Below are 23,750 nucleotides of genomic sequence, written 5' to 3' on the forward strand. Positions count from 1 at the left end.
GCCAACATTTTTTCTAGGGAGTAATGATGCAAATAGTACCTACAATTGATATCAGTAGTATTTCAAACGATGATATTAAAGCAATAAAGGAAGCATGTATCGATCATGGTTTTTTTAAAATTAAAGGACATGGATTAAATACGCTTATTGACAAAATGTGGCAACAAGCAGAAACATTTTTTAAAGCCTCTAGGCCTTTTAAACAAAGTCTTAGACGCCCTAAAGATGGAGCTTTCGGTTATTTTGACAGCGAATTAACCCAACATAAAAGAGATATAAAAGAGGTTTTTGATTATGCACCTAAAGCCGTGCCGTTATTTGATGATTCAAGTAAACCTTATTGGCCAGATAATAAAAATAATCAATTAGTGATTAATGGCTTAAATGACTTTCAGGGCACCTTAAATCAGTTTTATATCGCTCAAACTAAGCTTGCTCAACAATTAATGGAAATTTTGTGCCAAACACTCGGTGAGCCTCCAGAAACGCTAAATAAGCTTTTTGGGGACTTACAAACAAGTACTGCGAGACTGAATCATTATCCTTCAGAAGATCCTATTCCTGAAAATGAACGTGACAATAATATTGCACTCAATGATGTTGCACTTGGCGCTCATACAGATCCTAGCGCTATAACCTTATTATTGCAAGATGATATAGGTGGGTTGCAAGCCTATTCAGCTGAGCATAAGTGGATAGATGTTACACCTGAAAAGTACTGTTTTATTATTAATATAGGTGACATTGTTCAAGTATGGTCGAATGGACGATATAAAGCAGCAATACATAGAGTAGTTAAAGTTCCTGTAGGTAAGGCACGTTTTTCAATTCCATTTTTCTACATGCCGCAGTCAGAAGCTGTTATCAAACCCATTATATCGGGTGAAAAAAACAAATTCAGAGAGTTTTTATGGAGTGAATATATCAAAAAGCGAATAGCTGACAATTATGAAAAAACCGGCGACAAAGACATGCAAGTGACTGATTTCATGTTTAAGTCGAGAGTATAGTGTGTATAGAAAAATGATATCTATAAAGGTTAATAGGAACTAGTATGTCTAAAAATACCATAACCACTCATTGGGGCATGTTTAAAGCTATTACAACCGATAATACGATTACAAGTATTGAAAATTTTTCATTTGATGAGTATCCATCAAAAATTGGGCAATCTTTACTTAATGCGCAAGATTCAAATACACGTATTGATCAACCATATATAAGAGCAAGCTTTTTAGAAAAAAACGGTATGACAAGCGGCAAGTTACGAGGCAAGGAAGCTTTTGTACCCGTTGATTGGAACACAGCGTTAACGTTAGCTGCGAAATCATTACAAACAGTTAAAGATAACTACAGCAATGAAGCTATATACGGGGGCTCATATGGTTGGGCTAGTGCAGGACGATTTCATCATAGTTTAGGACAAGTGCACCGTTTTTTAAATAAATTTGGTGGTTATGTTTCTTCTCGAGATACCTATTCATTAGGTGTCTTGGACATCGCATTTTACCTTATGTATTCGGTGTTGATACGATAACAGCAATCAGTGAAGCGATTCAAGTTGATGAAATGATTGGCAATACAGAACTATTGGTGTCATTTGGTGGCATGGCGTTAAAAAACACTCAAGTGAACACCGGCGGTCTTGGTAATCATACCGCACCAGGGCAAATAAAGCAGTTAGCAAATTCGGCTATTCATTGTGTCAATGTTAGCCCCATTAAAGAAGATATGGCACCTGAGCTAAACGCCAACTGGCTTGCTATTCGTCCGAGTACTGATACGGCATTGATGATGGCGTTAGCGCATACCTTAGTGGATGAAAGTTTAGTCGACAAGGCGTTTATTAATAAATACACGTTAGGTTACGACGTGTTTGAGTGTCACCTATTAGGCCTAGATGACGATATTGTTAAAGATGCTAAATGGGCTGCGCATATTTGTGGTATTACTGAAAATGAGATCAAAGCATTAGCCCGTAAAATGGCTAGTAGCAGAACGCTAATTACCATATCATGGTCACTACAGCGCGCTGAACATGGCGAGCAACCTTGGTGGATGGCCATGGTATTAGCCACCATGTTAGGTGATATTGGTAAAGTGGGGGGCGGTATCAACTATGGTATGGGTTGTGTACATAATGCCGGTTTTGATGGCCGACAACCCATTAACTTTAGTATTGGCAGCTTACCTCAGGAAAAAATCCTGTAGCAACCTATATACCAGTTGCTCGCGTGGTTGATATGCTATTAGAGCCGGGTAAAACAATTGACTATAACGGAGAAAAGATCACCTACCCAAATATCAAAGCAATAGTGTGGGTGGAGGAAATCCTTTTCATCATCATCAAGATTTAAATAACTTGGTTAAAGCATGGGCTAAACCGGATGTTATAATTGTTAATGAAATATATTGGACGAGTACCGCTAGGCATGCTGATATTGTTTTCCCTGCAACATCACCAGTAGAGCGTAATGATTTTTCAGCCTCATCAATAGATTCTTGGTTTACGCCTAACCATAGGGTAGTTAAACCCTTCGGCCAATCAAAAAATGATTACGATATATATGCCGCCTTAGCGAGTAAGTTAGGCTTTGAAGAAGAATTTACTGAAGGTTTAACAGCGCAGCAATGGGTTGAAGGCTTGTATAATCAAACTGTAGATAATGCCAAAGCAAAAGGTGTCTCGCTTCCTCCTTGGGATGTTTTTTGGCAATCTGAACCTTTCTCTATTGCTGACCAATTACCGAAAGTTGAATACCATATTGAGAAATTTATTCGTGACCCTAAAGCATCCCCAATGCCTACCTCTACAAGCGGAAAGTTAGAAATATATTGTCAAACAATTGCAGATTTTGGTTACGATGACTGTCAAGGCCACCCTATGTGGTTTGATAAAACTGAATGTTTAGGTACTGAACTAGCTAAAACATTCCCACTGCATTTGATTTCAAATCAGCCAAAAAACAAATTGCATAGCCAACTTGATCACGGCGTAACAAGTAAAAATTCGAAAGTAAAAGGTCGAGAGAAGATAAAAATCAATCCTCAGCTTGCGGTAAAAAGAAACATTAAACAAGATGATATTGTCTTGGTTTTTAATGATCGAGGTCGTTGTCTTGCGGCAGCAGATATTAGTGAGGGTATTCGAGTAGATGTGGTTGAATTGCCAACAGGATCATGGTTCGATCCTATCTATAATAAAAATGGGATTTCATTAGATGTTCACGGAAACCCTAACACCTTAACTGCCGATGTAGGTACTTCAAAGCTAGCACAAGGCTGCGCAGCCCATAGCTGTTTAGTTGATATAAAATTATTTGAAGATGAGCTGCCAAATATTAATGTTTTTACTAAACCTAATACTCAAAGTTACAGTTAATTTAGCGTTAAGAAATAATATGGAGCAGATTGATTTAATCATATAAACCTCCAATCATGTTTATGCTTTTAAGAGGCTGACTTTATATGAATTTAATTAATCATACCTTGAAAAAAGTAAAATGAGTTTTTTGAATATTAACGTTGATGAATAGTATTTATATTTGTCATAAGCTAGCTAATTAGTCCATTTATGACCATCAGTTAGTCCTCTTTTGATAGGATTCATTCATTGAGATTTGCCATTATGTTGATGAGAAAACAAAAATATAAGAAAAGCAAAAGAAACTTATTCTAACATGATAGAGGTCGAAGAATTATGAAACTTAGTAAGTTAAGTCTGGCAATAGCAGGTTCATTGCTTGCAATTAGTTCACAACAAGTTGTATTAGCTGAGGAAGATAAAGCCGTTAACAGAGGTATAGAAGTTATAGAGGTAACTGCAACCAAGCGGATAACTACCAAACAAGACACTCCAATGGCTATTGAGGCTATTTCAGGCGATGACTTAGCATCTAAAAATATTATTAATTTAGAAGAGATGTCAAGCAGTATGCCAAATGTCCTTATTGCTGAAGGACAGCAAACTACTAGTGTTAATATCCGTGGTATGGGGTCAGGTGCGGACCGTTCATTTGAACAGTCCGTAGCGATGTTCGTTGATAATGTTTACATGCCTCGCTCTCGTTCATATCGTGCCGCATTTTTTGATATGGAACGTGTTGAGGTGTTACGTGGTCCCCAATCGGTAATATTTGGGTTGAATGCTACAGCGGGTTCTGTTGCAGTTCATAGTGCTAGTAGTCGACCAGGAGATGATAACTTTGTTAAAATTGGAGGGGCATATGAATCTGAGTATGCGGGCTATCGTGCGGAAATTATTATGGGTGGTAGTACAGATGATCTTGGATATCGTTTAGCTGTTCGTACTAGTGATACCGGAGACGGAATTTACGAAAACTTATATACTGGCCAAGAATATGGTAGTACAGAAGATACCGTAGTACGTGGCACTCTTGTTTGGGATGCATCAAGTGATTTACAGATAACTGCCAAAATTAATTATGCAGAAGCAACCTATGAAGGCCCGCATGGTCAACAAGTTTATCCTGAGGATGAATTTGCTGCGGGATTAACCCAACCAGAATTCTTAGGTTTGTTCCCTGATTATGAATATGATTGGACAATTTATGATGATAATTCGCTTTTAGACTTACATTCAGAAATTGCAGAAGGGTATGAGACTGAGTTATTTTCTGTGTCAATGACAGCAGATTACAGTATGGGTGATTATTTATTAACGTCAACGGCTTCATTTAGCCGAAGTGATTCTATCAATGCTAATAGTGTTGGTGGCCTCGCTTTTACTGATACACCTGCCATGGGGTACTTCTTGGGGAACCCAGATATTTCACTTGACTTTACATTCATATTTAGCTGACGGTATGGCTACGGAAGCGGATGAAGAATATGAGCAAACAGCTATAGAAGTGCGGTTAGCTTCACCTGTTACTGATACTTTATCCTATATTGTTGGTGTGTATGTTGATGATTCTAACCTTTCTAATATACAGAGTGTTGCTGTTAATGGATTAGTTGGCGCTCAATTTGGACATGTGTATCATGGCATTCCAAGTCAACTCCAAGACAGCTCAACCATGTCTGCATTTTTAAGTACAACTTATAATGTATCAGATGATTTTCGTTTGATTTTTGGCGGTCGCTATACCAGTCAAGAAAAGGAATATAAGCGTAGAAATGGTGCATGTATTGATTATTTATATAACCTGTTTTTAGGTGACGAGACAGATGGTTATACCAAACAAGGAACTCTTCCACCAAATGCGACAGATGGCTCTGTTGGTGAAATTACCAATTGTGGTACCTTTAATGGTTACAACGATGATAGAACCTCTGATAACTTTATGGGTGAAGTTGTTGCACAATGGGATTTAAATAGTGATACCGTTGTTTACGCTAAAGTAGGTGAAAGTGTTAAATCGGGTGGTTTTAATTTTTCTAATACTGTTACCGATTCCTCAAAAATGGAATACGACGATGAAACAGCCTTAGGATATGAAATAGGCTATAAAAGCATGTTACTTGATGGTAATGCTGAGCTGAATGTAACAATTTTCCGTACAGAGTTTGACGATTTACAGCTCCAAAGTTTGGGTAACAAAAGAAGGTCAAGCGCCAGTTGGTGTTATTGGTAACGCAGGAACATCTGTATCTGAAGGTATTGAAGTAGAATTTAATATAGCACTTACCGACTGGTTAACTACTGGGGTGTCAGTTGCTACATTAAACTCAGAGTATGATGAATTTGTTGAAGGTCCGTGTCCATTGCAAGCGACAACAAGTACATGTGATTTATCGGGGAAAACAACACCAATGGCACCAGAGTATTCTGGCTCAGCTTATGCTGATGTTTTTACTGACGTTGGAGAAAACTTATATCTTACCGGTGGTATTACTGTAACTTTTAGCGATTCATACTTAACTGATGGTGCCTTAAATCCAGGTGGTGAACAAGATAGCTATCATAAGATTGATGCGCGTATTGGTTTAACTAATGACGATAATTGGTCAATTTTTTTAGTAGGTAAAAACTTAACTGACGAAGCAACTATCGGTGGCTCAATACCATTTATTGGCGTAATTGGTTACGTGCAAGCCCCACGTACAATTACACTACAAGGTAATTATACGTTCTAAAGTTTTTTATTTTAATTGATTGTATAGTATGGCTTTATCCAATGTTTTCAATATTATGATTTGCTGTTTTTTTACAGCTGAGTGCTATTTAAGTTCCCTACTTATTGTAAATAAGAATTGATAATATTTGTTGGGGTTTAAAATAGTTATCTCGTATACAAGTGTAAAGCCTGCATTTAATGATAGTTAAATAGTCCTCTATTGACAGGAAAATTAATCCTAGAACTGTGATTATAATAAATAAAGAATTTTTGTGTACTAGTCGCTTATGTTTTGTAGATGCAAATAGACCTAAGCAGAATGATATATTTAATGAGAGAGATTTATGGGTATAAAAACATTATCGCGCGCAGTATTAATACCGGCCTAGTGTTATTCTTTCTGTTTTGTTTGGTGGAGCATACGGTTCAGGTCGAGAAATAGTAGAATTTATAAGCCACAACGGCCCCGTAGGTGGTTTAATTTCAATAGCAACATTGATGGTTGTTCTTAGTATATTTATCTATCTTACATTTGAATTTTCTCGAATATTCAAGTGTTTTGATTATCGGAGTTTTTTTAAAGAGTTACTTGGGCCATTTTGTGTGTTATGGGATATTCTCGCCATTTTTGTGCTTATCGCAATGCTTGCGCTCTGCGCTTCGGCAGCAGGTTCAATCTTAAATACACATTTCAATTTACATCATCAAATTGGCATTGGAATTTTATTAGTTATGGTTGTTACTCTTAATTACTATGGTCGTGAGGTTGTTGAAAAGTCGATGGTGATATGTGTAGTAGCAATGATGCTTATAATCGGTTATTTCTGTTTTATGTTGGTATTTAATTATAGTGACGTGTTACAAAAAGTCTTTATACAACAAGAAAATATAAATATATTAGCTGCAGTTAAAGGTGGTTTAACACAAAGTATAGCTAACTTAGGTATTATTCCTTTTGTTTTATACTGTGCTTCAGAGTTACGCTCACGAAAAGAGTCAGGACTTGCGGCTATTTCTTCAATGGCGGCCTTATTAATACCTGCAACTATCTTACATTTAGCTTTTATGACCTTATACCCTGGTATATTAGAAGAAACCTTACCAAAGATATAAAGTCACAGAGATGATGGCATCTGCTTGGTTTTTAGATATTTATGTTGTTATTATATTTTTAATGGTATGTCAAACTGGTGTTGGAATGTTGCGTGGGTTTATCGAGCGAATTGATAGTTGGTATAATGCTAAAAAAGGCACCAGTTTACCATTCGTAGGACAAGCCGCAACTGCAGGAACGGCTGTTTTAGCAAGTTTGTTTTTAGCCGAAATTGGGTTAGTTGATCTGATTTTAAAAGGCTATGTCTTATTCGCATGGGCATATTTTCTTATTTATTTATTGCCATTGTTAATTATTGGTAGTCGTAAGATATTTCTAAAAAACAAATCGACAATACAAAAACTTTAAATACAGACAATAAGAGCAAATGCTTAACATTTTGATTCATTCGCAGGTAAATAAATTGGCAGTATCTTGCACTTAAATCGGGTACCCAAGCGAAACTTTACCTTGAACATGGTCGGACAACAGTCAGAGACGTTGGAGGGTTTACCTATGGCTTGGCTCAAGCAATTGACGAAGGGCTAATCGATGGACCACGTATCTATCCTGCCAGTATGTTTATTTCACAAACTAGTGGGCATGGTGATTTTAGACGAGAAGGGGATTTACATCCTAACTAGGTGGCAGAGTTACCATTAGTCAATAGAATGGTCAGCCATATTGCTGATGGCGAAGCGGAAGTACTTAGAGCAACGAGAGAGGAACTGAAAAAGGGAGCTACAGTAATTAAAGTGATGGCCGGAGGGGGAATTTCATCACGATATGATCCTATTCACACTACTCAATACACACTTAAGGAGCTCAAAGCGGCAGTATCTGCAGCCAGTGACTGGGGAACTTATGTCATGGTTCATGCCTATACTGATAAATCAATTCGTCGCTCAATTGAAGCGGAGTCAAAGTAATTGAACATGGCCAATTAATGACAGAAAAAACGGCAAAACTTATGAAAGAAAATGATGTGTGGCTTTCACCTCAAGTGAGGTTTTTAGTCCGAGAAGTGACCCCTGAAGATATTGAAAAAGTAGGTCAATCAACTTATCGCAAGTGGAAAACAGTAAAAGATGGTTTAGCAAAAAGCCTCCGTTATGCTAAAAAACACGAAATTAACATTGCTTTTGGCACTGATTTTTTTGCATCAATGCCAATGATTGGGCAAGAGTTTGCAGCTCGTAAACTATATTTTTCAGATTTTGAAATATTAAAACAAGCAACGTCTATTAATGCTAAATTTCTTGGACTGACAGGGCTATTAAATCCTTACCCTGATGCTGCTTTAGGGGTTATTAAAAATGGCGCTTATGCAGATCTTATTTAGTTAAAGGTAATCCATTAAAAGATGTCAGCATCTTAGGTAATAAAGAAAATGTTAACTTCGTGATGAAAGGCGGAAAAGTATATAAAAACACCTTATAGTTAGGTGGTTAAAATACAGGTAGGCGACAATATTTGCTCTGCGATAGTGAACTAGAACCCGGATTTTATGTTGATATTGCAGTGGGGCATAGGTAATTGAGGGGAGATATTTAGTTTATTGAGCATTTCATCCGCATCAGTAATTTTACTCAGCCTCCAACTCTGGATTTAACGACACTGATAATAAGCATGATATCGCTCCTTACGTGTCTAAAATTAATATCAAGGCGAGTTTATTTAACACGAGTCAGGTGTCACCCAATGAGTTAAGTGTAGAGTAGAAGGGGGTGAACTAGCCCTGTTCAGAAGTAACAATGAACAAGAAAGGTAAATTTTTAAACACTAAAATTAAATCGGGTATCTAAATAGTAGATTTTTTTCTGTCATTTGTTAAACATAGACTCTATATTATAAATATTAGTTTTTTATGCACAGGCAATCATAATTTATTCACGAATTATATTTTTGTTGTAACGGTCAGATAATCAAAGGAAATTAGATGTAATATGGCGCATTCTACATCAGTAAATAATATAAAAGATGTCTTGAAGGCTTTAGCCGTTTTAGGAATAAATGGGGAGGAGTTGTTAGCAGAACATAATATTAATTTAACTGATTATAAAAATGATATGCATCGTGTGCCTGGGCATATTGCGGAAAAATCTTATTCAATCCTTATTACTGCAGCAAACGACCCTTTATTAGTTTTTAAAGCTGCTAAAGAGATAAACCCGGCGAGTTATAGTGTCTTAGGTTTTTCTTCAATGTGTAGTGAAAATTTGAGTGATTTTTTTTCACGGTTCGAAAAATATCATTTGATAATTGGCTCTTTAAATGAGGTGGCGTATAAAACAGAGCTTAATATTAATAGACTGATATTTAAACCATTAATAGATTTTTCATCAGAAACTCATGATTGGCATCATGAGTTTTTTTGTATTGCTGTATTAAGAGTAATTAGAATGATTTATCATTCTAATTACTCTTTTGAACAAGTTACTTTAGCCACATCTCCAAAACCTGAATATCGTCAATATTACGAAGATTATTTTGGTTGCCCTGTAATATTTGAATGTGATGAAACAGTCTTATATATAAATCATAGTGATTGTAGCAAGCCTCTGTATAATGCCAATTCAGAAGTTGCTTCACAAAATGATCTTGTTGCATTAAAAATGATAGCAAAATTAAATGAAGGAGATTTTAGTAGTAAACTTAAAGCTTTGATGATTGAGTTATTGCCAACAGGTTATTGTCGTAAAGAAAAAGCTGCTGAAATGCTTTTCATTAGTCCTCGTGTTTTACATAGAAAACTACATAAACTTGGCTTGAGTTATCAAAGTTTGCTCGATGAAACTCGTCAAGAGCTCGCTGAACAGTATCTAAAATCTGGTGTGAACACCCTCGAAATAGCATTTAGGTTAGGTTACACCGATAGTAGTAATTTTTCGCGTTCATTCAAGCGTTGGTTCGGTATTTCACCAAGTGATTATAAGAATCAAAATGAAAGATCTGAGTAAAGACAACAGTTAACATGTAAAAAAAATCTATCGCAGTTCATCAACAAATATTTAACCAATCACCTTTTAGTTCAAGTATTTTGAATGCAAATGTAGCTAATAACCTAAATTGGCCTAATTGTACATAATTATATGTGTTTTAATTCTTACATAATGCATCCGGCCGGTATAAACAATTTATGTCCTTATGTAACATTGCCGAAACACCTGTAAAACATCTATTGTGGTTATAATTAAGTATTTTAAGAAAAATCCTGAACCAAAATTATTTCTATAATGTTCAAGTATTGAACTTTTAAATCTTTTTCATTTAAATTACAAAATTTATCTAAAAAGTTTTTCTTTTGAAGATTTTATTAAAGATTTAGAAGATGACGTAAGCGAATTTGTAAATAAAGTAGAAGATCAAGTACAAAGCTTTTATATTCAGGCATTAGCTGTACCAGGTACAGTTATTCTAGCCTCAGCTTTAAGAGGGGCATAAAAAAGCATCAGCTTAGCACTAATTTTTAGTAGTCTTCTTGCTTTGATACTTGTCTTTAGATCTTTACATACGAAAATTAAATTCATCAATCACCTAACAAACAACATTAAGCTAAAATTAAATTTATATAAAGATAAAACTGAAAATATTACTAATGTCTATGCTAAGGAGAGTACTTCAAAAAAACTTGATATTTCAATTGGTCAAATTGATGATTTAAATACTGAAAGTAAAGATGAAATAGAGAAAGTAAGAGATATTATAATTGCTGTAATTTCTATGTACGCTATAGCTTCTATGATTTTTTCACACACATAAATAGTAACTATTAATATCTAACTAAGACTATATCTAGTGTCTTAAATTATTGGGAAGAGTTTATTAGAACGGCAGCTTTGAGCTGAAGCAGCCCTTAGCTGCAGCGACTGTGTGGCAGTGTTAGATTGTAATGACTGGCAGTTTGATGAAATTAGGAGGTATAAGTGATGTAATCGTCCCGTGACACAGGTTAATTTTATATATTGAAGACCATCTAACTGTTGAAATGTAAATAAGTAATGTACAATTTGGGCGATAACTGCTTTGAAAAACGCCTTAACTTGAACAGATGACATATTCAAAAACAAACCAAAATCAACTGAAGTATTTATCTTCATACCCACTAGAGTTACAAAATAAAATCAGAACCATGGTTGAGCAGGATACGTTAGGAAATTTTCTACTTAACAAACATCCTAAATCTCACAATATTAGCAATGATAAAATGCTTCGTGAATATGTTATGGATTTAAAAAACACACATTTACGAAAGTCTTCTCCCTTGAGTAAAGTTATTTATGATAAAAAAATTCATGTTGTAAATAATGCGTTAGGGCTGCATACCTTTGTATCGAGAGTTCAAGGGAATAAATTAAAAAGTAAAAATGAAATACGGATTAGTGAGATATTCAAAACTGGTCCTGAAGCGTTTCTTGAGATGATAGTTGTTCATGAATTAGCTCACATCCGGATAAAACCCCACGATAAGGCATTTTATCAATTGTGCCAATATATGTTACCTGATTACCACCAATTAGAATTTGAAATGCGTGTATATCTAACCCAACTAGAACTAAAAGGTGATATATACTAACCAAGACACCATGTTGGGTATTTAGCCCCGTAAATTAATATTCTTAACTTATTCAAAGCTTTGGATGTTACAAAGTTGTTTTTTATTTTTCAACAGGCTAATAATTACCTCAATTCACTCAACCCAAGCGCTATAGCTTTTTGTTTAAACTGCCCAAATATATTGACTACTTTGTCATAAGAAGTAGTCAAATAATGTTCATCTGCTATCTCTCTGACTTCCTCAAACACGTCAGAGGTAACAATATTTTCAAAGCCACCAAGCTCAATGCCAACCCTTGAGTCGAAGTTTCTTGTTTTATCGAAGGTGATATTGCTTTTTTCATCTTTTTCAGAATCATCGTCAACAACAGCTTTCATCTTTTCAAACTTAACTACATCAGCTTCAAATGGCACATCTTGCTTAACTCGATAAGCATATTCCAACAGCTTAGGCTCAGCAAGCATATACATAATTGCTTCTTGGTTTGTTGAATTAGTCATTCTTAGTATTCGACCTAAAATCAGCCTAAAGTGCATTTCTGTTTTGATGTTAGTTAGGTGGCAACAAACCTGCAATCGAGAGATATTTGTTCCTTCGCTGATCATTCCTACAGAAATAATCAATTTAGTTTTTGCATGTCTAAATTGTTGAATTAGATGGGTAGGTTCATATCTTTGGGAGAATAAGAAGCAAGGTATTTTAATTTAGACAATTTTGTATTTTGCACCATTCGTAACATTAACTTAGCCAATAATTGTAATGATAAACTAGTTCAAATGCACTGTTATTTTGGATTTTATCGACACTAGTAAATTGAATAAAACAGCATTTATGACATCATTTGATAGTAAGTATAATTTTTGTTGGTCGTTCGTGATTTCATTTTTTAACACATTAAAAACAAAAGTTATTATGTTCTAAGTACTTACGTGCAAGGCCTGTAATGCTGAGCACAGAGGCATTTGTTTTTAGCTTATCGCCTAGAATGGTACAGGAACTGCTTAAAAAGTCATTCATTGCATCGCTGCATCAATGGTTGGCGGCATGTTCAGTGCGGTAATGCTAATTCTACTTGCTTTACCTGTATTGTTTTATTTATGGCGTTCTATTTCGATAAAACATACGGGCTAATGAAAACTAACACAGTAAAACACTAAGTATGATCTATATCAGTATTATTTTACTGTTTTTTTGTATTATTAATAAGGTGATATAGCATTATTAATAATGGTAATAAGCCAGTAAATAAACCATTTGATGTTATGTGGAACCGTGAAGGAATTATGATCATATAAAATACAGCAATAATTTATTTTATATGCAGTCTTAACCTATAATGAACTGAAGCATAGGTATCTGTATTGCTATCAAGTAATACCTTTTTATATAAATAACTTCTTTTATCAAATCAATATGAAAGTAAGTGTATTTACTGGCATAGGAGATTAAAAATGAGAATAACATTTCTTGGTGGTACGGAAACGGTAACCGGCTCAAAATATTTCGTTGAAACCGAAAATACCAAAATTTTAGTCGATTGTGGCCTGTATCAAGGCTATAAATGGCTACGTGAGCGCAATAGAGAACCCTTACCGTTAGATATTAATGACCTTGATGCTATTGTACTAACACACGCACATTTGGACCATTCTGGCTTTATTCCTGTTTTATACAAGCAAGGATATAGAGGCCCTGTTTTTACTCATGGTGCAACAACAAGTTTATGCTCTATATTACTTCCCGATAGTGGTCATATTCAGGAAGAAGATGCTAAATTTTATGGTAAACATAAGCTCAGTAAACACAAAAAACCCGAACCTTTATACGATAAAGCTACGGCGGAAGCTTCTCTTTCGTTATTTAAATCAGTCAATTTTGATCAAGAATTTTCGATAGGTGATATCAATATTACGTTACAGAGTGCCGGTCACATATTGGGCGCAGCAAGTATTATTTTAAAAGCTGAAGGAAAGCGTGTCGGCTTTTCTGGTGATGTTGGTCGACCGAACGATGATATTATGTATCCACCTAAACCGTTGCCTGAACTTGATTTATTATTACTTGAGTCAACTTACGGTAATCGTTTACACGATAAAAGTGATCCATACGAACAACTTGCAGAGATTGTTAACTCAACGGCTAAAAAAGGTGGAGTGTTGCTAATCCCAAGTTTTGCTGTGGGACGCACTGAATCAATACAACATATGCTTGCGACATTAATAAAAGAAGAACGTATTCCTCGACTACCTATTTATCTTGATAGTCCTATGGCAATAAGTGTCTTTGATATTTATTGTAAACATTTTGAGTTAAACCGTTTAACTAAGCAAGAATGCCAGGAAATGTGTGATATTGTTTCATTTACTCGAAAGGTTGATGAATCTAAAGCCTTAGCTGATTTAGTGATGCCTCATATTATTATTGCCGGAAGTGGCATGGCAACGGGGGGACGTATTCTACATCACATGAAACGTCTTATTGGTGATTATCGTACTACCGTATTGTTCACAGGCTACTCTTCAGGCGGAACGAGAGGTGCAAAAATGATGGCAGGTAATGACACAGTTAAAATACATGGGCAGTGGTTACCCATTAAAGCAAGGGTAGAAGCATTGGATGGTTTATCTGGTCATGGTGATTACGCAGATCTAACTCAGTGGTTATTATCTTCAAACCTTAAAAAGAATACAAAGATCCAATTAGTTCATGGCGAACCTGAAGCAAGTGAAGCAATGCGGGATCATTTAAGACAAACAACTAAGTTTGATGTAGAGGTAGCGAGTTACCATAAAATTTTAAGGGTTTAATGCTAAATTATCTATTTAACCTCAACTCGACTTAAGAAGTTTTTAACTAAAAAACATCCTCTTTTTCATGAAATAAGCCATTGAATAGAGGATGTTTGTAATTCTAACGTTGTTTATGGAAAACTATGAATTTTTGGTGTTTTAAACACCTACCTATTGACCATCTGGCATTAAATAAGCGAGATCATCTTCATCATCAGCATGAAAATCATATCCCCCTTCAAAATCATCATTTAACTCATTGGTAACGGTTAACGGTAATTCTAATATTTCTTGAATATAAATAGGTAGGGTCGCTTGTTGCTTCATCAAACCCTTCAATTCATTAAAATCTAGTAAACCTATTCCTTGCAGATATTCTGTGGTTACCGACGGTAACTGTTCAGAAATGCTTTTTATACAGTTTTCCACATTAGCGAGAAGCGATTCCTGCTCTGTTGTGGTTAAATACGTAATTAGTTGCTGATATAAGGTATTGGTAAATACTTTTTTGTCACTTTTTATAAGCAGTAATGCAACGGCAGTATTAAGAAATTTTTGCAATTCAAATAACAACACTTCTTCATCATTATCAATAAGTAATGTATTAGCAGAATAATTTGCCCCTATATTTTTGTAGACACGTAAAAGCATGGCACTCTTATAGCCCTCACTTTCTAAAGAGGCGTGCATTTGTCTAATATCACTTGTATCGTTAGTACCTAATGCATAACGCGTCAGTGATATTTCTTCAAAGTATGAAGGGGATATTTTTTTAAGCTGAGTATACTTAGCCCAACCCGCTCTAAAGCAATAAACAATACCTTGATCTTTAATAATCTCTTTAGCTTTTTCCGTATCATTATCACAAAGTTCTAATAAACCTAAATTGCTTAACCCCAACACAATTTCACACGCTTTTTTTATTTGATCTGCATAAATTATTGATAAGTTATCAGAGGCTATCCTCAAAGACATATCAGATAATTGTTGCTGAGTTTTATGCATAAACTCGGGTGAAAAACACCCCTCATTTTCACCATCTTTTAATATTAAAAGTAGGAAAGGGTGATTTCTTAACTCTGCAATGTTCATTGATAAATCCTAATCAATTAAAGTGGCGCAAACATATCGTCAGTATCCATTTCAACGGCAGTCACTCTTTGTTTATTAGCGTTTTGTTTTAATGAATTTTCAATATTTTCTAAAGTACCGTTAGTGCTGACTGTCATTATTTCTCGATAGGCTTCTTCGCTTAATGTTTTGATTTTCATTAATAATTCTTCAATGCTGCCCGAGGTTTGTTCTTCATCTTCTTCTAATTCTGAAAAATCATGACCAACAAAAGGTAATGATAAATACAAAAGACCAAAGTCATCTTCGACTATGGTATTTAATACTTCTAATTGTTTTTCTTCATCATCATGTGAAAGGAAAATTTGTGTTAATAAACTGTGTGCTTCAGTTTGAGCACAAAACACTTGATCTTCAGCCATATTTTGCCAATAAGAAGGCTCAACGTTTAGCAATTGTTTAATTGATTCCGCATCCATTAACCAAGTAGCAATAGAAGGAATGGTTGCGTCGTGCTCTCTAACAATTTTAGCGACGGTTAATATATCCATTTCTGTTAAGACAGCAAGCATTGTCTCATCGCCTTGTTCTGAGGCTATTTTTTCTAATGAAGTTCCTGCGCGCCTACCACTATTTTGTGCTTGTTCAATAATATCGCTAGCAAGAATTAATGCATTTTTTGTCAAAGTGATTCCTTAAACTTGTACGGTTATTAAATTAGTAAATTAACGGGTTTTATTGAAGTACCTTAAAAGATTATCTTAATAATTTTCATCAAAGTCAGTAACTTCGTAGTCATTAGTTTCATAATCATTTAGTTGTTCATCTTCATCATCTTGAGACTTTATCGGTGTAGTATCATAATTATTATAAAAATGGATAAGTAACACCGCTATTTTTAACTCTTGTTCTGCGTGAGTCATAATTTCGGTGATACAAGGTCTAGCATCAGCATGCACACCAACAAAAGGTTTAACTTCTGACCATGCAGGTTCTTTTGTGAGATTCATTTTTGCTAATTGTTTGCTATCAACTTTAATTTTGGTTGATATTGCCATGGCTAACTGGTCTACCATGCCATTAAATAGTAAAGGCATAGTTTTCAATTGTTCAAATAAATTTGCTAAATAATTTGCTAATAAATCTGGATTTTCAGGATCAGCTAAAGAAGTCATGTTCTCTAAATACAGAGAAAAGTCGTCGGTTAAATAATCAGGTAAGCTTTGTTCGGTTTGCATCTATTTTTTCCTGATAGAGAGTCTAATTAAATAACAAAGAAAGAGTTTTAAAAATGTTACATTAATAAACAAGTTCATAAGTTAGTCAAAAGTTAGCGCAAAGCGCTTTGCCAAAACGAATCCGATATTTCTCGGGGATCTGTAATTACAGTATAGTTGCTTTTTAAGTATAAAGATCGTTTTTTGGGATCTGAAATGACATCATAGGCTTGTTGAATTAATTGAAATTTTTCTTTAGCTTCACTGCTATCATTTCTATCAGGGTGATATTTGTTAGCGAGCTTTTTATAGGCTTTTTTAATTTCGATAGTCGTAGCGGCACGACTAACACCTAATTGTTCAAAATGATCCATAAACTGATTAGTTACCTTTTACACAATGTTTAATATGATAGCGAATATGATTGGTGCAATTCTACCTTTGAAACAATATTATTTATATCATTATGTTTGCTTATTTGTTGTTTACAACAGATCTGTTAACGCAAAGCCAATACCAAAGCTTTGTTGTTTATAGTTATAGTCAATCAAGCTTTCACCATAACCATTGAAGTATTGAGCATAGCCTCTTAATTTCCCCCATAACGGAAAAGTGAAGCCTAATTCTATCGCGCCGTGATGTGCGGCAAAATTTTCTCTGAATTTTAATGATACTTCATAGTTTTTACGCCAATCATATGCCAATCCAAGTTCAAAATGTCCCATGTATTTATCTATATCAGGGTTGTCATCGCCAATTGTATCTTGGGTTGTAACCTTATTTCCTTCGGGTATTCTATACCATGAACGTAAGGAGAAAGCGAAATTGTTTTTTTCAAAAAGAAACGTAACATATACTCTATTCCGGCTGCGAGAAAGTAATTCTGAACGTCCGTTTGATTGATGTTCAAAGCCAAATACAAGGGCTGTGTTTGTACTGAAAGGGTGCCAATTAGTGGGAGTGAAATAGAAAAACTCTGGTTGATAATTTGTTTCTCTAAAAGGGCGAGAAAGTTTACCTGTATAAAGTTGCCACCATGATTCTAACGTAAAACCAAAATATAGCTGATCGCCTATATTCAATATACTTCCTGAGGTTAATGGTACTTTAATACTTAGTTGAAATTTTGCTTCAACGTCCTTAATTTCCTCAGCCCAGTTTGAATATTCATTATAAACTTCGGTATTTATTCCATCAGAAATGGATACAGGAAGAATATAATTCATTTTATGTGGTGTGATAACATAGGGATTAAAAGCTTCCTGCCTTTCTTTTATCATACGCGTTGATAAAGCACCAAGCTCTTGATTGCCTAACTGGCTTTTTAGAATTGCTTTTTCACATTGATTCTCAATTTGTTGTAGTGTTTGGTTTTTATCTGTTGTTTTAATTGTTTCGAATAGGCAAGCTTGAAAAACGTCTTCGAATGTTTGTTCGTATGCAAACAATGTAGTTGAAAAAGAAAGCGATATAAAACATAAAAACGGTAGTTTTAACATAGTTAGGTGAAGTTATATTCAATATTTAATTAGCCTGTCAGTATAGCTTTGTCTAACCAAAATGTCATAACTATGTTTATTTATAAAGGTGAAAATTAATTTTTAAAGCATTGATACGCTGTAATGCCAATACTTGGATACGCTGTAATGCCAATACTTGCGGCTAATACAAAATATCAAGGTTATAAATCAAGTACTTCTTTGGCTGCTCTGAATGCTTCTTGTAGTGCAGGCGCGCCGCAATATACGCCACTATGTAACAATACTTCGCGTATTTCATCTGTAGTTGCACCATTATTTAATGCACCTCTAATATGTCCTTTTAATTCTTGTGGCGCCCTTAAGGTAGCTAGCATGGCGATAGTAACTAGACTTCGAGTTTTTAAATCTAACCCTGGACGTTGCCAAGTAGATCAAGCAATGCTCATTAATAAATTTTTGCATTGGCTCAGAAAATTCATCAACATTGGCTAATGCCTTATCAACAAAACTATCGCCCATAACTTGTCGTCTTACTTTTTCACCATCACCAATCATTTATAATTCTCCACTTAATTGTTATTTCTTGGTTTAAATATAACGTTAATATTAATTGCTAATATTACTACATTCGACCAATCTTAAAATATAAAGCAATATTTTTTCTTGAAATATTAAACAGTCACCGCTATTTATTGACATTTAGTTTTCACCTTAAACTAGCCAATATACGTTATTTTTGTAAACAATTAATTGTAATCAATATTGGCAGTTTACTTTTTTCGTATAATCTAGAATATAATTTTTCTAAGGATGCATTCTTAGGTTTTATGAACTTGTGTTCATTGTGTTTAATTTTTAAAAGACATTTTATTATGAATAGAAGAAAGTTCCTTACTAGTTTATCTGTGATGCTTGGTTGTAGTATTAGTTCGTTAGATGTAATGGCTATTAATAGTGCTCTTGCTTTTGCTGATACTGTCAACGTTAATCAACGATTAACAAAACAGCAATCTATAATGATTTCTATCATTGCCGATATCATCATTCCTAAATCTGATACACCCTCAGCAAGCGAAGCCGGTGTAACCCAGTATATTGATTTTTATCTACATGAATTTTTAGATCAAACCAAACGGACTGAGTTTCTACAAGGATTAGCAAGCTTACACTTATCAATATCATCATTTTTATCGTTAATTAACTCAGATAAAGTCGCGGTAATACAAAACCTTGATGATAACTTAAATACCCCACAAGAAAATGCAAACTACAAATCACTAAAACAGCTCATTGTGATCGGGTATTACACGTCGGAAATAGGAGCAACTCAAGCGTTAAAATATGATCCTATACCTGGGCCATATAAAGAGATGAAGCTTAAAGAAGTCGGCGGCGTTTGGTTTTAGAGGAAGTGGAATGAATAGTAAAACAGTATTTGATGTCATTGTGGTCGGATCGGGTATGTCAGGTGGATATGCTGCAAAAGAATTCTGTGAGAAAGGCTATAAAACTCTCGTGTTAGATCGCGGTGAAATGGTGAAGCACAGAGCTTATAAAACCGAAGGTAAAGCGCCTTGGGAAATGCCTTTTCGCGGAGAAGTACCTGAAGAATTTAGAGCTGATCAGCATATTCAAAAAGATGTTTATATTTATAATGATTTCACTCGTCACCATTTAATCAATGATAAAGATCACCCTTACATTCAAGAAAAACCCTTTATTTGGTACCGTAGCTCAATGGTTGGGGGAAATCCCTAATATGGGGACGACAGAGTTACCGATGGTCTGCACTCGATTTTGAGTCAAATAAGCTTGACGGTAATGGTATTGATTGGCCTGTACGTTATGGGGATATTTCACCTTGGTACGATAAAATTGAGCCTTTTGTCGGTATTTCAGGGAGTTATGAAAGTTTAACTGAATTACCAGATGGTAAATTTTTACCCGCATTACCGTTAAATGTGGTTGAACGTGACATGAAGAAAAAGATAGAGCAAACTTTTCCTGATCGTCACTTTATTCCTGCCCGTGTCGCTCATCTTACTGAGCCAAGTGAAGAGCATTTGGCACTTGGAAGAGGACAATGTCAGGCGCGCAGTGAATGCCCTAGAGGTTGCTCTTTCGGAGGATACTATTCGTCAAATTCAGCGGCACTTCCCGCAGCAGAACGTACTGGAAATCTAACGTTAACAGCTAATGCCCAAGTGCAGTCAGTGCTTTATGATGAAGAGACAGGCAAAGCAAGTGGGGTTCGTTATATTGATATGGTGACAGGGAGTATCATAGAAGTCTCAGCTAAAGTTATCTTTATGTGTGCTTCTACTTTAGCGTCAGTGCAGATTTTATTAAACTCAACTTCCGAAACTTTTCCCTATGGTATTGGTAACCGTTATGATGTGTTGGGCCGATATGTTATGGATCATTGTGGGGGCGGAGGTGCTTCAGGCATGGTGCCTGGTTATCTTGACGATTATTACAAAGGTCGACGTCCCGGTGGTGTTTATATTCCGCGTTTTAGAAATCTTAATAATGATAAAAATGAAGCGTTTAAAAGGGGATATGGCTTTCAATGTGGTGCGTCCCGCGCAGGTTGGCAATGGGCTAAAAATGGTAAAGGTATTGGTAAATCATTTAAAGAAAAAATAAAACAACCCGGCCATTGGTACTTTACGCTATGGGGGTTTGGTGAATCTTTACCTGATTATGAAAATAGGGTGTATTTACATGCAAGTAAAAAAGATAAATGGGGAATGCCACTGCTAGTAATGGATGTGGCTATTAAAGAGAACGAAAAAGCCATGATTAAGGATATGACTGAGTCAGCTATAGAAATGTTAGAAGCTGCAGGTTTGAAAGATATTAAAGGCTTTGAAGGTGAAGCACCACCAGGAGGAGCTATTCATGAAATGGGTGGCGCTTGCATGGGAAGAGATGTAAAAACTTCCTATCTAAATAAATGGAATCAGTGTCATGAGGTTGCCAACTTATTTGTCACTGACGGCTCCGCATTTCCATCTATTTCTTGTGTTAACCCATCAATTACCTTTATGGCGTTTACGGCAAGAGCTGTAGATTATGCTGATAAACAGCTTTCAGCTAATGCTATTTAATTGGGGGTTACTTTTGAAATATTACCTAAACGTTAAAAGTCTGTTATTTTTCATGTTATTATTGCTAGACATCGGTGTAAGTAGCGGAACGGTACAAGCAAAACAATTTAGTGCCTTATTATTTACAAAAACGGCAGGTTGGCATCACCAAAGTATATTAGAAGGGGTTTCAGCGATAAGGACCCTAGCCAAAACTCATGATTTTACGGTTGATTGGCAGGAAGACCCGAACTATTTCAGCAACGATAAATTGGCAAGTTATGATGTGGTGATATTTTTGCTAACCTCTGGTGATGTGTTAAATGAACCACAACAAAAAGCATTTGAAGCTTTTATAGCGCAAGGCAAAGGTTTTGTAGGTGTTCATTCTGCAGCAGACACCGAACATGATTGGCCTTGGTTTAAGGCATTAGTGGGGAGAACTTTTGTCATTCATCCTACTATCCAAACAGCAAATATCGATGTGGTTAGCCATATTTTCCCTGGGGCTGCGCAGCTGCCTAAACGTTTTTTATGGACCGATGAATATTATCATTATGGCGAAGCGCATACAGAACAGCTGCAATACATTTTATCTGTAGATGAAACATCCTATGCGCCGGCAGTAACGTGGGGCGATTTAAGTGTCCAAGGGATGGGAAAATTTCATCCCCTTGCTTGGTATCAGTATTATGACGGTGGTCGTTCTTTTTATACTGGTCTTGGACATTTGGGGGCAGCATATCAACAACCTATGTTTTTAGCACACCTTTATGGCGGCATTTATTGGGCTGCAACAGGAAAGGGACTATAACAAACGATAATAACTGTAATAGTAGCTAGGTAAATAGCTAGCTACTATTACAGTCTTTTTACCTCCTATGTATTTACTTTAATAAGAGCCTGCTGTAAATCGGCAATAATATCATCAACATTTTCTAACCCAACTGAAATTCTAATTAAAGCATCGGTAATGCCGCTTCAGCACGTTCTTCTGCCGTGTAAGGTGAGTGTGTCATTGAGGCCGGATGTTGAATTAATGATTCTGCATCACCCAAACTGACGGCAATAGAAAATAATCGCATATTATTAATAAAGTCAGCACCTCCGCCTAAATCAGTATTTAGTTCAAAAGCAATCACTCCGCCTGCGCCTTTCATTTGTTTACCAATAAACTGATGACCGGGATGAGATTTTAAGCCAGGATAATAAACGTGAGCAACAGCTTTGTGTTGCTCTAAAAACTCAGCAACGATTTGTGCATTCTTACAATGTCGTTCCATTCTAATAGGCAAGGTTTTAATACCGCGCATAATTAACCAAGCATCGTGTGGGCTCATAGTCGCGCCTATATCTTTTAAGGTGGTTAATTTTATATCAGTAATCATTTCATTGTTACCACAGACAATGCCGCCGACGACATCACCATGACCGTTTAAATATTTTGTCGCGCTGTGAATTACAATATCGGCGCCAAATTTGGCAGGTTGCTGTAAAATGGGAGTCAAAAAGGTGTTATCGACCACAGAGAGTAATTGATTATTTTTCGCTATAGCGCATATTTTTTCTAGATCAAGAACCACTAAATTTGGGTTGATGGGGGTTTCCAAAAAAATGAGTTTGGTATTTTCTTTGATCGCACGATTTATATTCTCAGGTACTGTCATATCGACAAAACTTACTTCAATACCAAATTTTTTCAACATGTGGTTCATTAAGGCGAATGAGCATCCATAAACAGCTTTAGATGAAATCATATGATCACCACTTGTAAATTAGTCAGTAATGCAGCAGAAACTGCTGCCATACCGGTAGCAGTTGCGGCTGCATCTTCCATACCTTCCATCGCGGCAACACGCATTTCTAATTGACGTATAGTTGGATTGCCCAATCGTGTATATATATATCCGTCACTTTCTCCTGCAAAACGGTCTGCGCCTTGTTGGGCGTTATCGAATATAAAGGTTGAGGTTTGATAAAGCGGAGTTGCTAATGAGCCAAATTGTTCATCATTAATACGACCTGCATGAATGGCTTGAGTTTCTATTGATTGGCTATCGAGATGTTTGTTCTTATTTTTGGTCATTTTACGCTCTTTTATTATGTAGTGGTTTATATCGTGAGTTATATAGCATCTCTATAGCAATTTAACTGCCATTATTGTTTTTTCTATATATTTCAATTTGTTACGATTTTTACGATGTTTTTACTTCTAATTTTGTAATATTTTTATGACAATTTGTTTTGTTTTGTTATCTATTAATATAACAATAGCTTATGAGTTAACTTGTTTGTCGGTGTTATAGGCGTTTTTAGTGGTATTGTAATAATTTAATTACGTGTATTAATTTTATTACAATTGTATTTGGGGA

Annotated in this window: 26 protein-coding genes and 1 pseudogene; 19 read left to right on the forward strand and 8 right to left on the reverse strand. The window is 35.5% G+C overall.

Annotated features, from left to right (window positions below; translation table 11 throughout):
* Positions 1–23: 23 nt before the first annotated feature.
* From L3081_RS22170 to L3081_RS22230, 14 genes are all read left to right on the forward strand, one after another.
* Complete coding sequence (locus L3081_RS22170; protein WP_242288468.1) at positions 24–1,010, forward strand: isopenicillin N synthase family dioxygenase; 987 nt, start codon at positions 24–26, stop codon at positions 1,008–1,010.
* A gap of 44 nt (positions 1,011–1,054) precedes the next feature.
* Positions 1,055–1,537 (forward strand): molybdopterin-dependent oxidoreductase, encoded by a 483-nt coding sequence (locus tag L3081_RS22175; protein WP_242288469.1) that lies wholly within the window; start codon positions 1,055–1,057, stop codon positions 1,535–1,537.
* 32 nt (positions 1,538–1,569) lie between these two features.
* Positions 1,570–2,211, forward strand: a complete 642-nt coding sequence (locus tag L3081_RS27445; RefSeq protein ID WP_274620702.1) for a molybdopterin-dependent oxidoreductase — start codon at positions 1,570–1,572, stop codon at positions 2,209–2,211.
* A gap of 106 nt (positions 2,212–2,317) precedes the next feature.
* The gene (locus L3081_RS28685; RefSeq protein ID WP_338027457.1) at positions 2,318–3,382 is read left to right on the forward strand and encodes a molybdopterin dinucleotide binding domain-containing protein; all 1,065 of its coding nucleotides are present in this window, start codon (positions 2,318–2,320) and stop codon (positions 3,380–3,382) included.
* Positions 3,383–3,700: 318 nt separating this feature from the next.
* The gene (locus L3081_RS22190; RefSeq protein WP_242288470.1) at positions 3,701–4,822 is read left to right on the forward strand and encodes a TonB-dependent receptor plug domain-containing protein; all 1,122 of its coding nucleotides are present in this window, start codon (positions 3,701–3,703) and stop codon (positions 4,820–4,822) included.
* On the forward strand, positions 4,797–5,597 hold the full coding sequence (locus tag L3081_RS22195) for a TonB-dependent receptor domain-containing protein (RefSeq protein ID WP_242288471.1): 801 nt from the start codon (positions 4,797–4,799) through the stop codon (positions 5,595–5,597). Before L3081_RS22190 ends, L3081_RS22195 begins: the two co-directional genes overlap by 26 nt.
* A complete protein-coding gene (locus L3081_RS22200; protein WP_242288472.1) occupies positions 5,530–6,099 on the forward strand; it encodes a TonB-dependent receptor domain-containing protein in 570 nt (189 codons plus the stop codon). The genes L3081_RS22195 and L3081_RS22200 overlap by 68 nt, the downstream gene beginning before the upstream one ends.
* A 386-nt stretch (positions 6,100–6,485) precedes the next feature.
* Positions 6,486–7,193: a hypothetical protein gene (locus tag L3081_RS22205; RefSeq protein ID WP_242288473.1), complete on the forward strand. Its 708-nt coding sequence runs from the start codon at positions 6,486–6,488 to the stop codon at positions 7,191–7,193.
* A 10-nt stretch (positions 7,194–7,203) separates the two neighbouring features.
* The gene (locus tag L3081_RS22210; RefSeq protein ID WP_242288474.1) at positions 7,204–7,542 is read left to right on the forward strand and encodes a hypothetical protein; all 339 of its coding nucleotides are present in this window, start codon (positions 7,204–7,206) and stop codon (positions 7,540–7,542) included.
* Between the two features lie 152 nt (positions 7,543–7,694).
* The gene (locus L3081_RS27455) at positions 7,695–7,817 is read left to right on the forward strand and encodes a hypothetical protein (protein ID WP_274620703.1); all 123 of its coding nucleotides are present in this window, start codon (positions 7,695–7,697) and stop codon (positions 7,815–7,817) included.
* Positions 7,818–8,102, forward strand: coding sequence for an amidohydrolase family protein (locus L3081_RS22215; RefSeq protein WP_242288475.1), 285 nt, complete (start codon positions 7,818–7,820; stop codon positions 8,100–8,102). It abuts the gene before it with no gap.
* Between the two features lie 17 nt (positions 8,103–8,119).
* Entirely contained in the window at positions 8,120–8,515 is a 396-nt protein-coding gene (locus tag L3081_RS22220) for an amidohydrolase family protein (protein ID WP_242288476.1), read from the forward strand.
* 604 nt (positions 8,516–9,119) lie between these two features.
* Positions 9,120–10,133 (forward strand): AraC family transcriptional regulator, encoded by a 1,014-nt coding sequence (locus L3081_RS22225; RefSeq protein ID WP_242288477.1) that lies wholly within the window; start codon positions 9,120–9,122, stop codon positions 10,131–10,133.
* Positions 10,134–11,224: 1,091 nt separating this feature from the next.
* Positions 11,225–11,749, forward strand: a complete 525-nt coding sequence (locus L3081_RS22230; protein ID WP_242288478.1) for a YgjP-like metallopeptidase domain-containing protein — start codon at positions 11,225–11,227, stop codon at positions 11,747–11,749.
* A gap of 104 nt (positions 11,750–11,853) precedes the next feature.
* Here the strand turns inward: L3081_RS22230 and L3081_RS22235 are convergent, their stop codons facing one another.
* Complete coding sequence (locus tag L3081_RS22235; protein WP_242288479.1) at positions 11,854–12,354, reverse strand: hypothetical protein; 501 nt, start codon at positions 12,352–12,354, stop codon at positions 11,854–11,856.
* Positions 12,355–13,182: 828 nt separating this feature from the next.
* Between L3081_RS22235 and L3081_RS22240 the strand changes: the two genes are divergently transcribed.
* A complete protein-coding gene (locus L3081_RS22240) occupies positions 13,183–14,538 on the forward strand; it encodes an MBL fold metallo-hydrolase RNA specificity domain-containing protein (RefSeq protein WP_242288480.1) in 1,356 nt (451 codons plus the stop codon).
* 153 nt (positions 14,539–14,691) lie between these two features.
* On the opposite strand, the gene L3081_RS22245 is transcribed toward L3081_RS22240, so the two are convergent.
* From L3081_RS22245 to L3081_RS28690, 6 genes are all read right to left on the reverse strand, one after another.
* On the reverse strand, positions 14,692–15,612 hold the full coding sequence (locus L3081_RS22245; RefSeq protein WP_242288481.1) for a DUF6178 family protein: 921 nt from the start codon (positions 15,610–15,612) through the stop codon (positions 14,692–14,694).
* Between the two features lie 17 nt (positions 15,613–15,629).
* Complete coding sequence (locus L3081_RS22250; protein WP_242288482.1) at positions 15,630–16,277, reverse strand: hypothetical protein; 648 nt, start codon at positions 16,275–16,277, stop codon at positions 15,630–15,632.
* Positions 16,278–16,352: 75 nt separating this feature from the next.
* Positions 16,353–16,829: a hypothetical protein gene (locus L3081_RS22255; RefSeq protein ID WP_242288483.1), complete on the reverse strand. Its 477-nt coding sequence runs from the start codon at positions 16,827–16,829 to the stop codon at positions 16,353–16,355.
* 92 nt (positions 16,830–16,921) lie between these two features.
* Positions 16,922–17,182 (reverse strand): DnaJ domain-containing protein, encoded by a 261-nt coding sequence (locus L3081_RS22260; protein WP_420839777.1) that lies wholly within the window; start codon positions 17,180–17,182, stop codon positions 16,922–16,924.
* Between the two features lie 111 nt (positions 17,183–17,293).
* A complete protein-coding gene (locus L3081_RS22265; RefSeq protein WP_242288484.1) occupies positions 17,294–18,307 on the reverse strand; it encodes a phospholipase A in 1,014 nt (337 codons plus the stop codon).
* Between the two features lie 182 nt (positions 18,308–18,489).
* Positions 18,490–18,663 carry a carboxymuconolactone decarboxylase family protein gene (locus L3081_RS28690; RefSeq protein WP_338027459.1) on the reverse strand — a complete coding sequence of 58 codons (174 nt, stop codon included), beginning with the start codon at positions 18,661–18,663 and terminating at the stop codon, positions 18,490–18,492.
* A 498-nt stretch (positions 18,664–19,161) separates the two neighbouring features.
* Between L3081_RS28690 and L3081_RS22275 the strand changes: the two genes are divergently transcribed.
* From L3081_RS22275 to L3081_RS22285, 4 genes are all read left to right on the forward strand, one after another.
* On the forward strand, positions 19,162–19,695 hold the full coding sequence (locus L3081_RS22275) for a gluconate 2-dehydrogenase subunit 3 family protein (RefSeq protein ID WP_242288485.1): 534 nt from the start codon (positions 19,162–19,164) through the stop codon (positions 19,693–19,695).
* 10 nt (positions 19,696–19,705) lie between these two features.
* On the forward strand, positions 19,706–20,047 hold the full coding sequence (locus tag L3081_RS28695; RefSeq protein WP_338027460.1) for a hypothetical protein: 342 nt from the start codon (positions 19,706–19,708) through the stop codon (positions 20,045–20,047).
* Between the two features lie 203 nt (positions 20,048–20,250).
* Positions 20,251–21,399: a GMC oxidoreductase gene (locus L3081_RS22280; protein ID WP_338027461.1), complete on the forward strand. Its 1,149-nt coding sequence runs from the start codon at positions 20,251–20,253 to the stop codon at positions 21,397–21,399.
* A 52-nt stretch (positions 21,400–21,451) separates the two neighbouring features.
* Positions 21,452–22,192 carry a ThuA domain-containing protein gene (locus L3081_RS22285; protein ID WP_242288486.1) on the forward strand — a complete coding sequence of 247 codons (741 nt, stop codon included), beginning with the start codon at positions 21,452–21,454 and terminating at the stop codon, positions 22,190–22,192.
* A 65-nt stretch (positions 22,193–22,257) separates the two neighbouring features.
* Here the strand turns inward: L3081_RS22285 and megL are convergent.
* Positions 22,258–23,464: pseudogene (gene megL / locus L3081_RS22290) on the reverse strand (methionine gamma-lyase).
* Positions 23,465–23,750: the final 286 nt, after the last annotated feature.

Source organism: Colwellia maritima (genome assembly GCF_022669015.1).
GTDB lineage: Bacteria > Pseudomonadota > Gammaproteobacteria > Enterobacterales > Alteromonadaceae > Colwellia > Colwellia maritima.

What these genes read in the sequence shown, in the direction of transcription:
- L3081_RS28690 (WP_338027459.1), bottom strand. Translation starts at nt 18,663, where the DNA reads ATGCTAGCTACCTTAAGGGCGCCACAAGAATTAAAAGGACATATTAGA.
- L3081_RS22260 (WP_420839777.1), bottom strand. Translation starts at nt 17,182, where the DNA reads ATGGATCATTTTGAACAATTAGGTGTTAGTCGTGCCGCTACGACTATC.
- L3081_RS22230 (WP_242288478.1), top strand. Translation starts at nt 11,225, where the DNA reads ATGACATATTCAAAAACAAACCAAAATCAACTGAAGTATTTATCTTCA.
- L3081_RS22285 (WP_242288486.1), top strand. Translation starts at nt 21,452, where the DNA reads ATGTTATTATTGCTAGACATCGGTGTAAGTAGCGGAACGGTACAAGCA.
- L3081_RS22170 (WP_242288468.1), top strand. Translation starts at nt 24, where the DNA reads ATGATGCAAATAGTACCTACAATTGATATCAGTAGTATTTCAAACGAT.
- L3081_RS22275 (WP_242288485.1), top strand. Translation starts at nt 19,162, where the DNA reads ATGAATAGAAGAAAGTTCCTTACTAGTTTATCTGTGATGCTTGGTTGT.
- L3081_RS22225 (WP_242288477.1), top strand. Translation starts at nt 9,120, where the DNA reads ATGGCGCATTCTACATCAGTAAATAATATAAAAGATGTCTTGAAGGCT.
- L3081_RS22265 (WP_242288484.1), bottom strand. Translation starts at nt 18,307, where the DNA reads ATGTTAAAACTACCGTTTTTATGTTTTATATCGCTTTCTTTTTCAACT.
- L3081_RS27445 (WP_274620702.1), top strand. Translation starts at nt 1,570, where the DNA reads ATGATTGGCAATACAGAACTATTGGTGTCATTTGGTGGCATGGCGTTA.
- L3081_RS22210 (WP_242288474.1), top strand. Translation starts at nt 7,204, where the DNA reads ATGATGGCATCTGCTTGGTTTTTAGATATTTATGTTGTTATTATATTT.
- L3081_RS22220 (WP_242288476.1), top strand. Translation starts at nt 8,120, where the DNA reads ATGACAGAAAAAACGGCAAAACTTATGAAAGAAAATGATGTGTGGCTT.
- L3081_RS22255 (WP_242288483.1), bottom strand. Translation starts at nt 16,829, where the DNA reads ATGCAAACCGAACAAAGCTTACCTGATTATTTAACCGACGACTTTTCT.
- L3081_RS28695 (WP_338027460.1), top strand. Translation starts at nt 19,706, where the DNA reads ATGAATAGTAAAACAGTATTTGATGTCATTGTGGTCGGATCGGGTATG.
- L3081_RS22190 (WP_242288470.1), top strand. Translation starts at nt 3,701, where the DNA reads ATGAAACTTAGTAAGTTAAGTCTGGCAATAGCAGGTTCATTGCTTGCA.
- L3081_RS22240 (WP_242288480.1), top strand. Translation starts at nt 13,183, where the DNA reads ATGAGAATAACATTTCTTGGTGGTACGGAAACGGTAACCGGCTCAAAA.
- L3081_RS22245 (WP_242288481.1), bottom strand. Translation starts at nt 15,612, where the DNA reads ATGAACATTGCAGAGTTAAGAAATCACCCTTTCCTACTTTTAATATTA.
- L3081_RS22175 (WP_242288469.1), top strand. Translation starts at nt 1,055, where the DNA reads ATGTCTAAAAATACCATAACCACTCATTGGGGCATGTTTAAAGCTATT.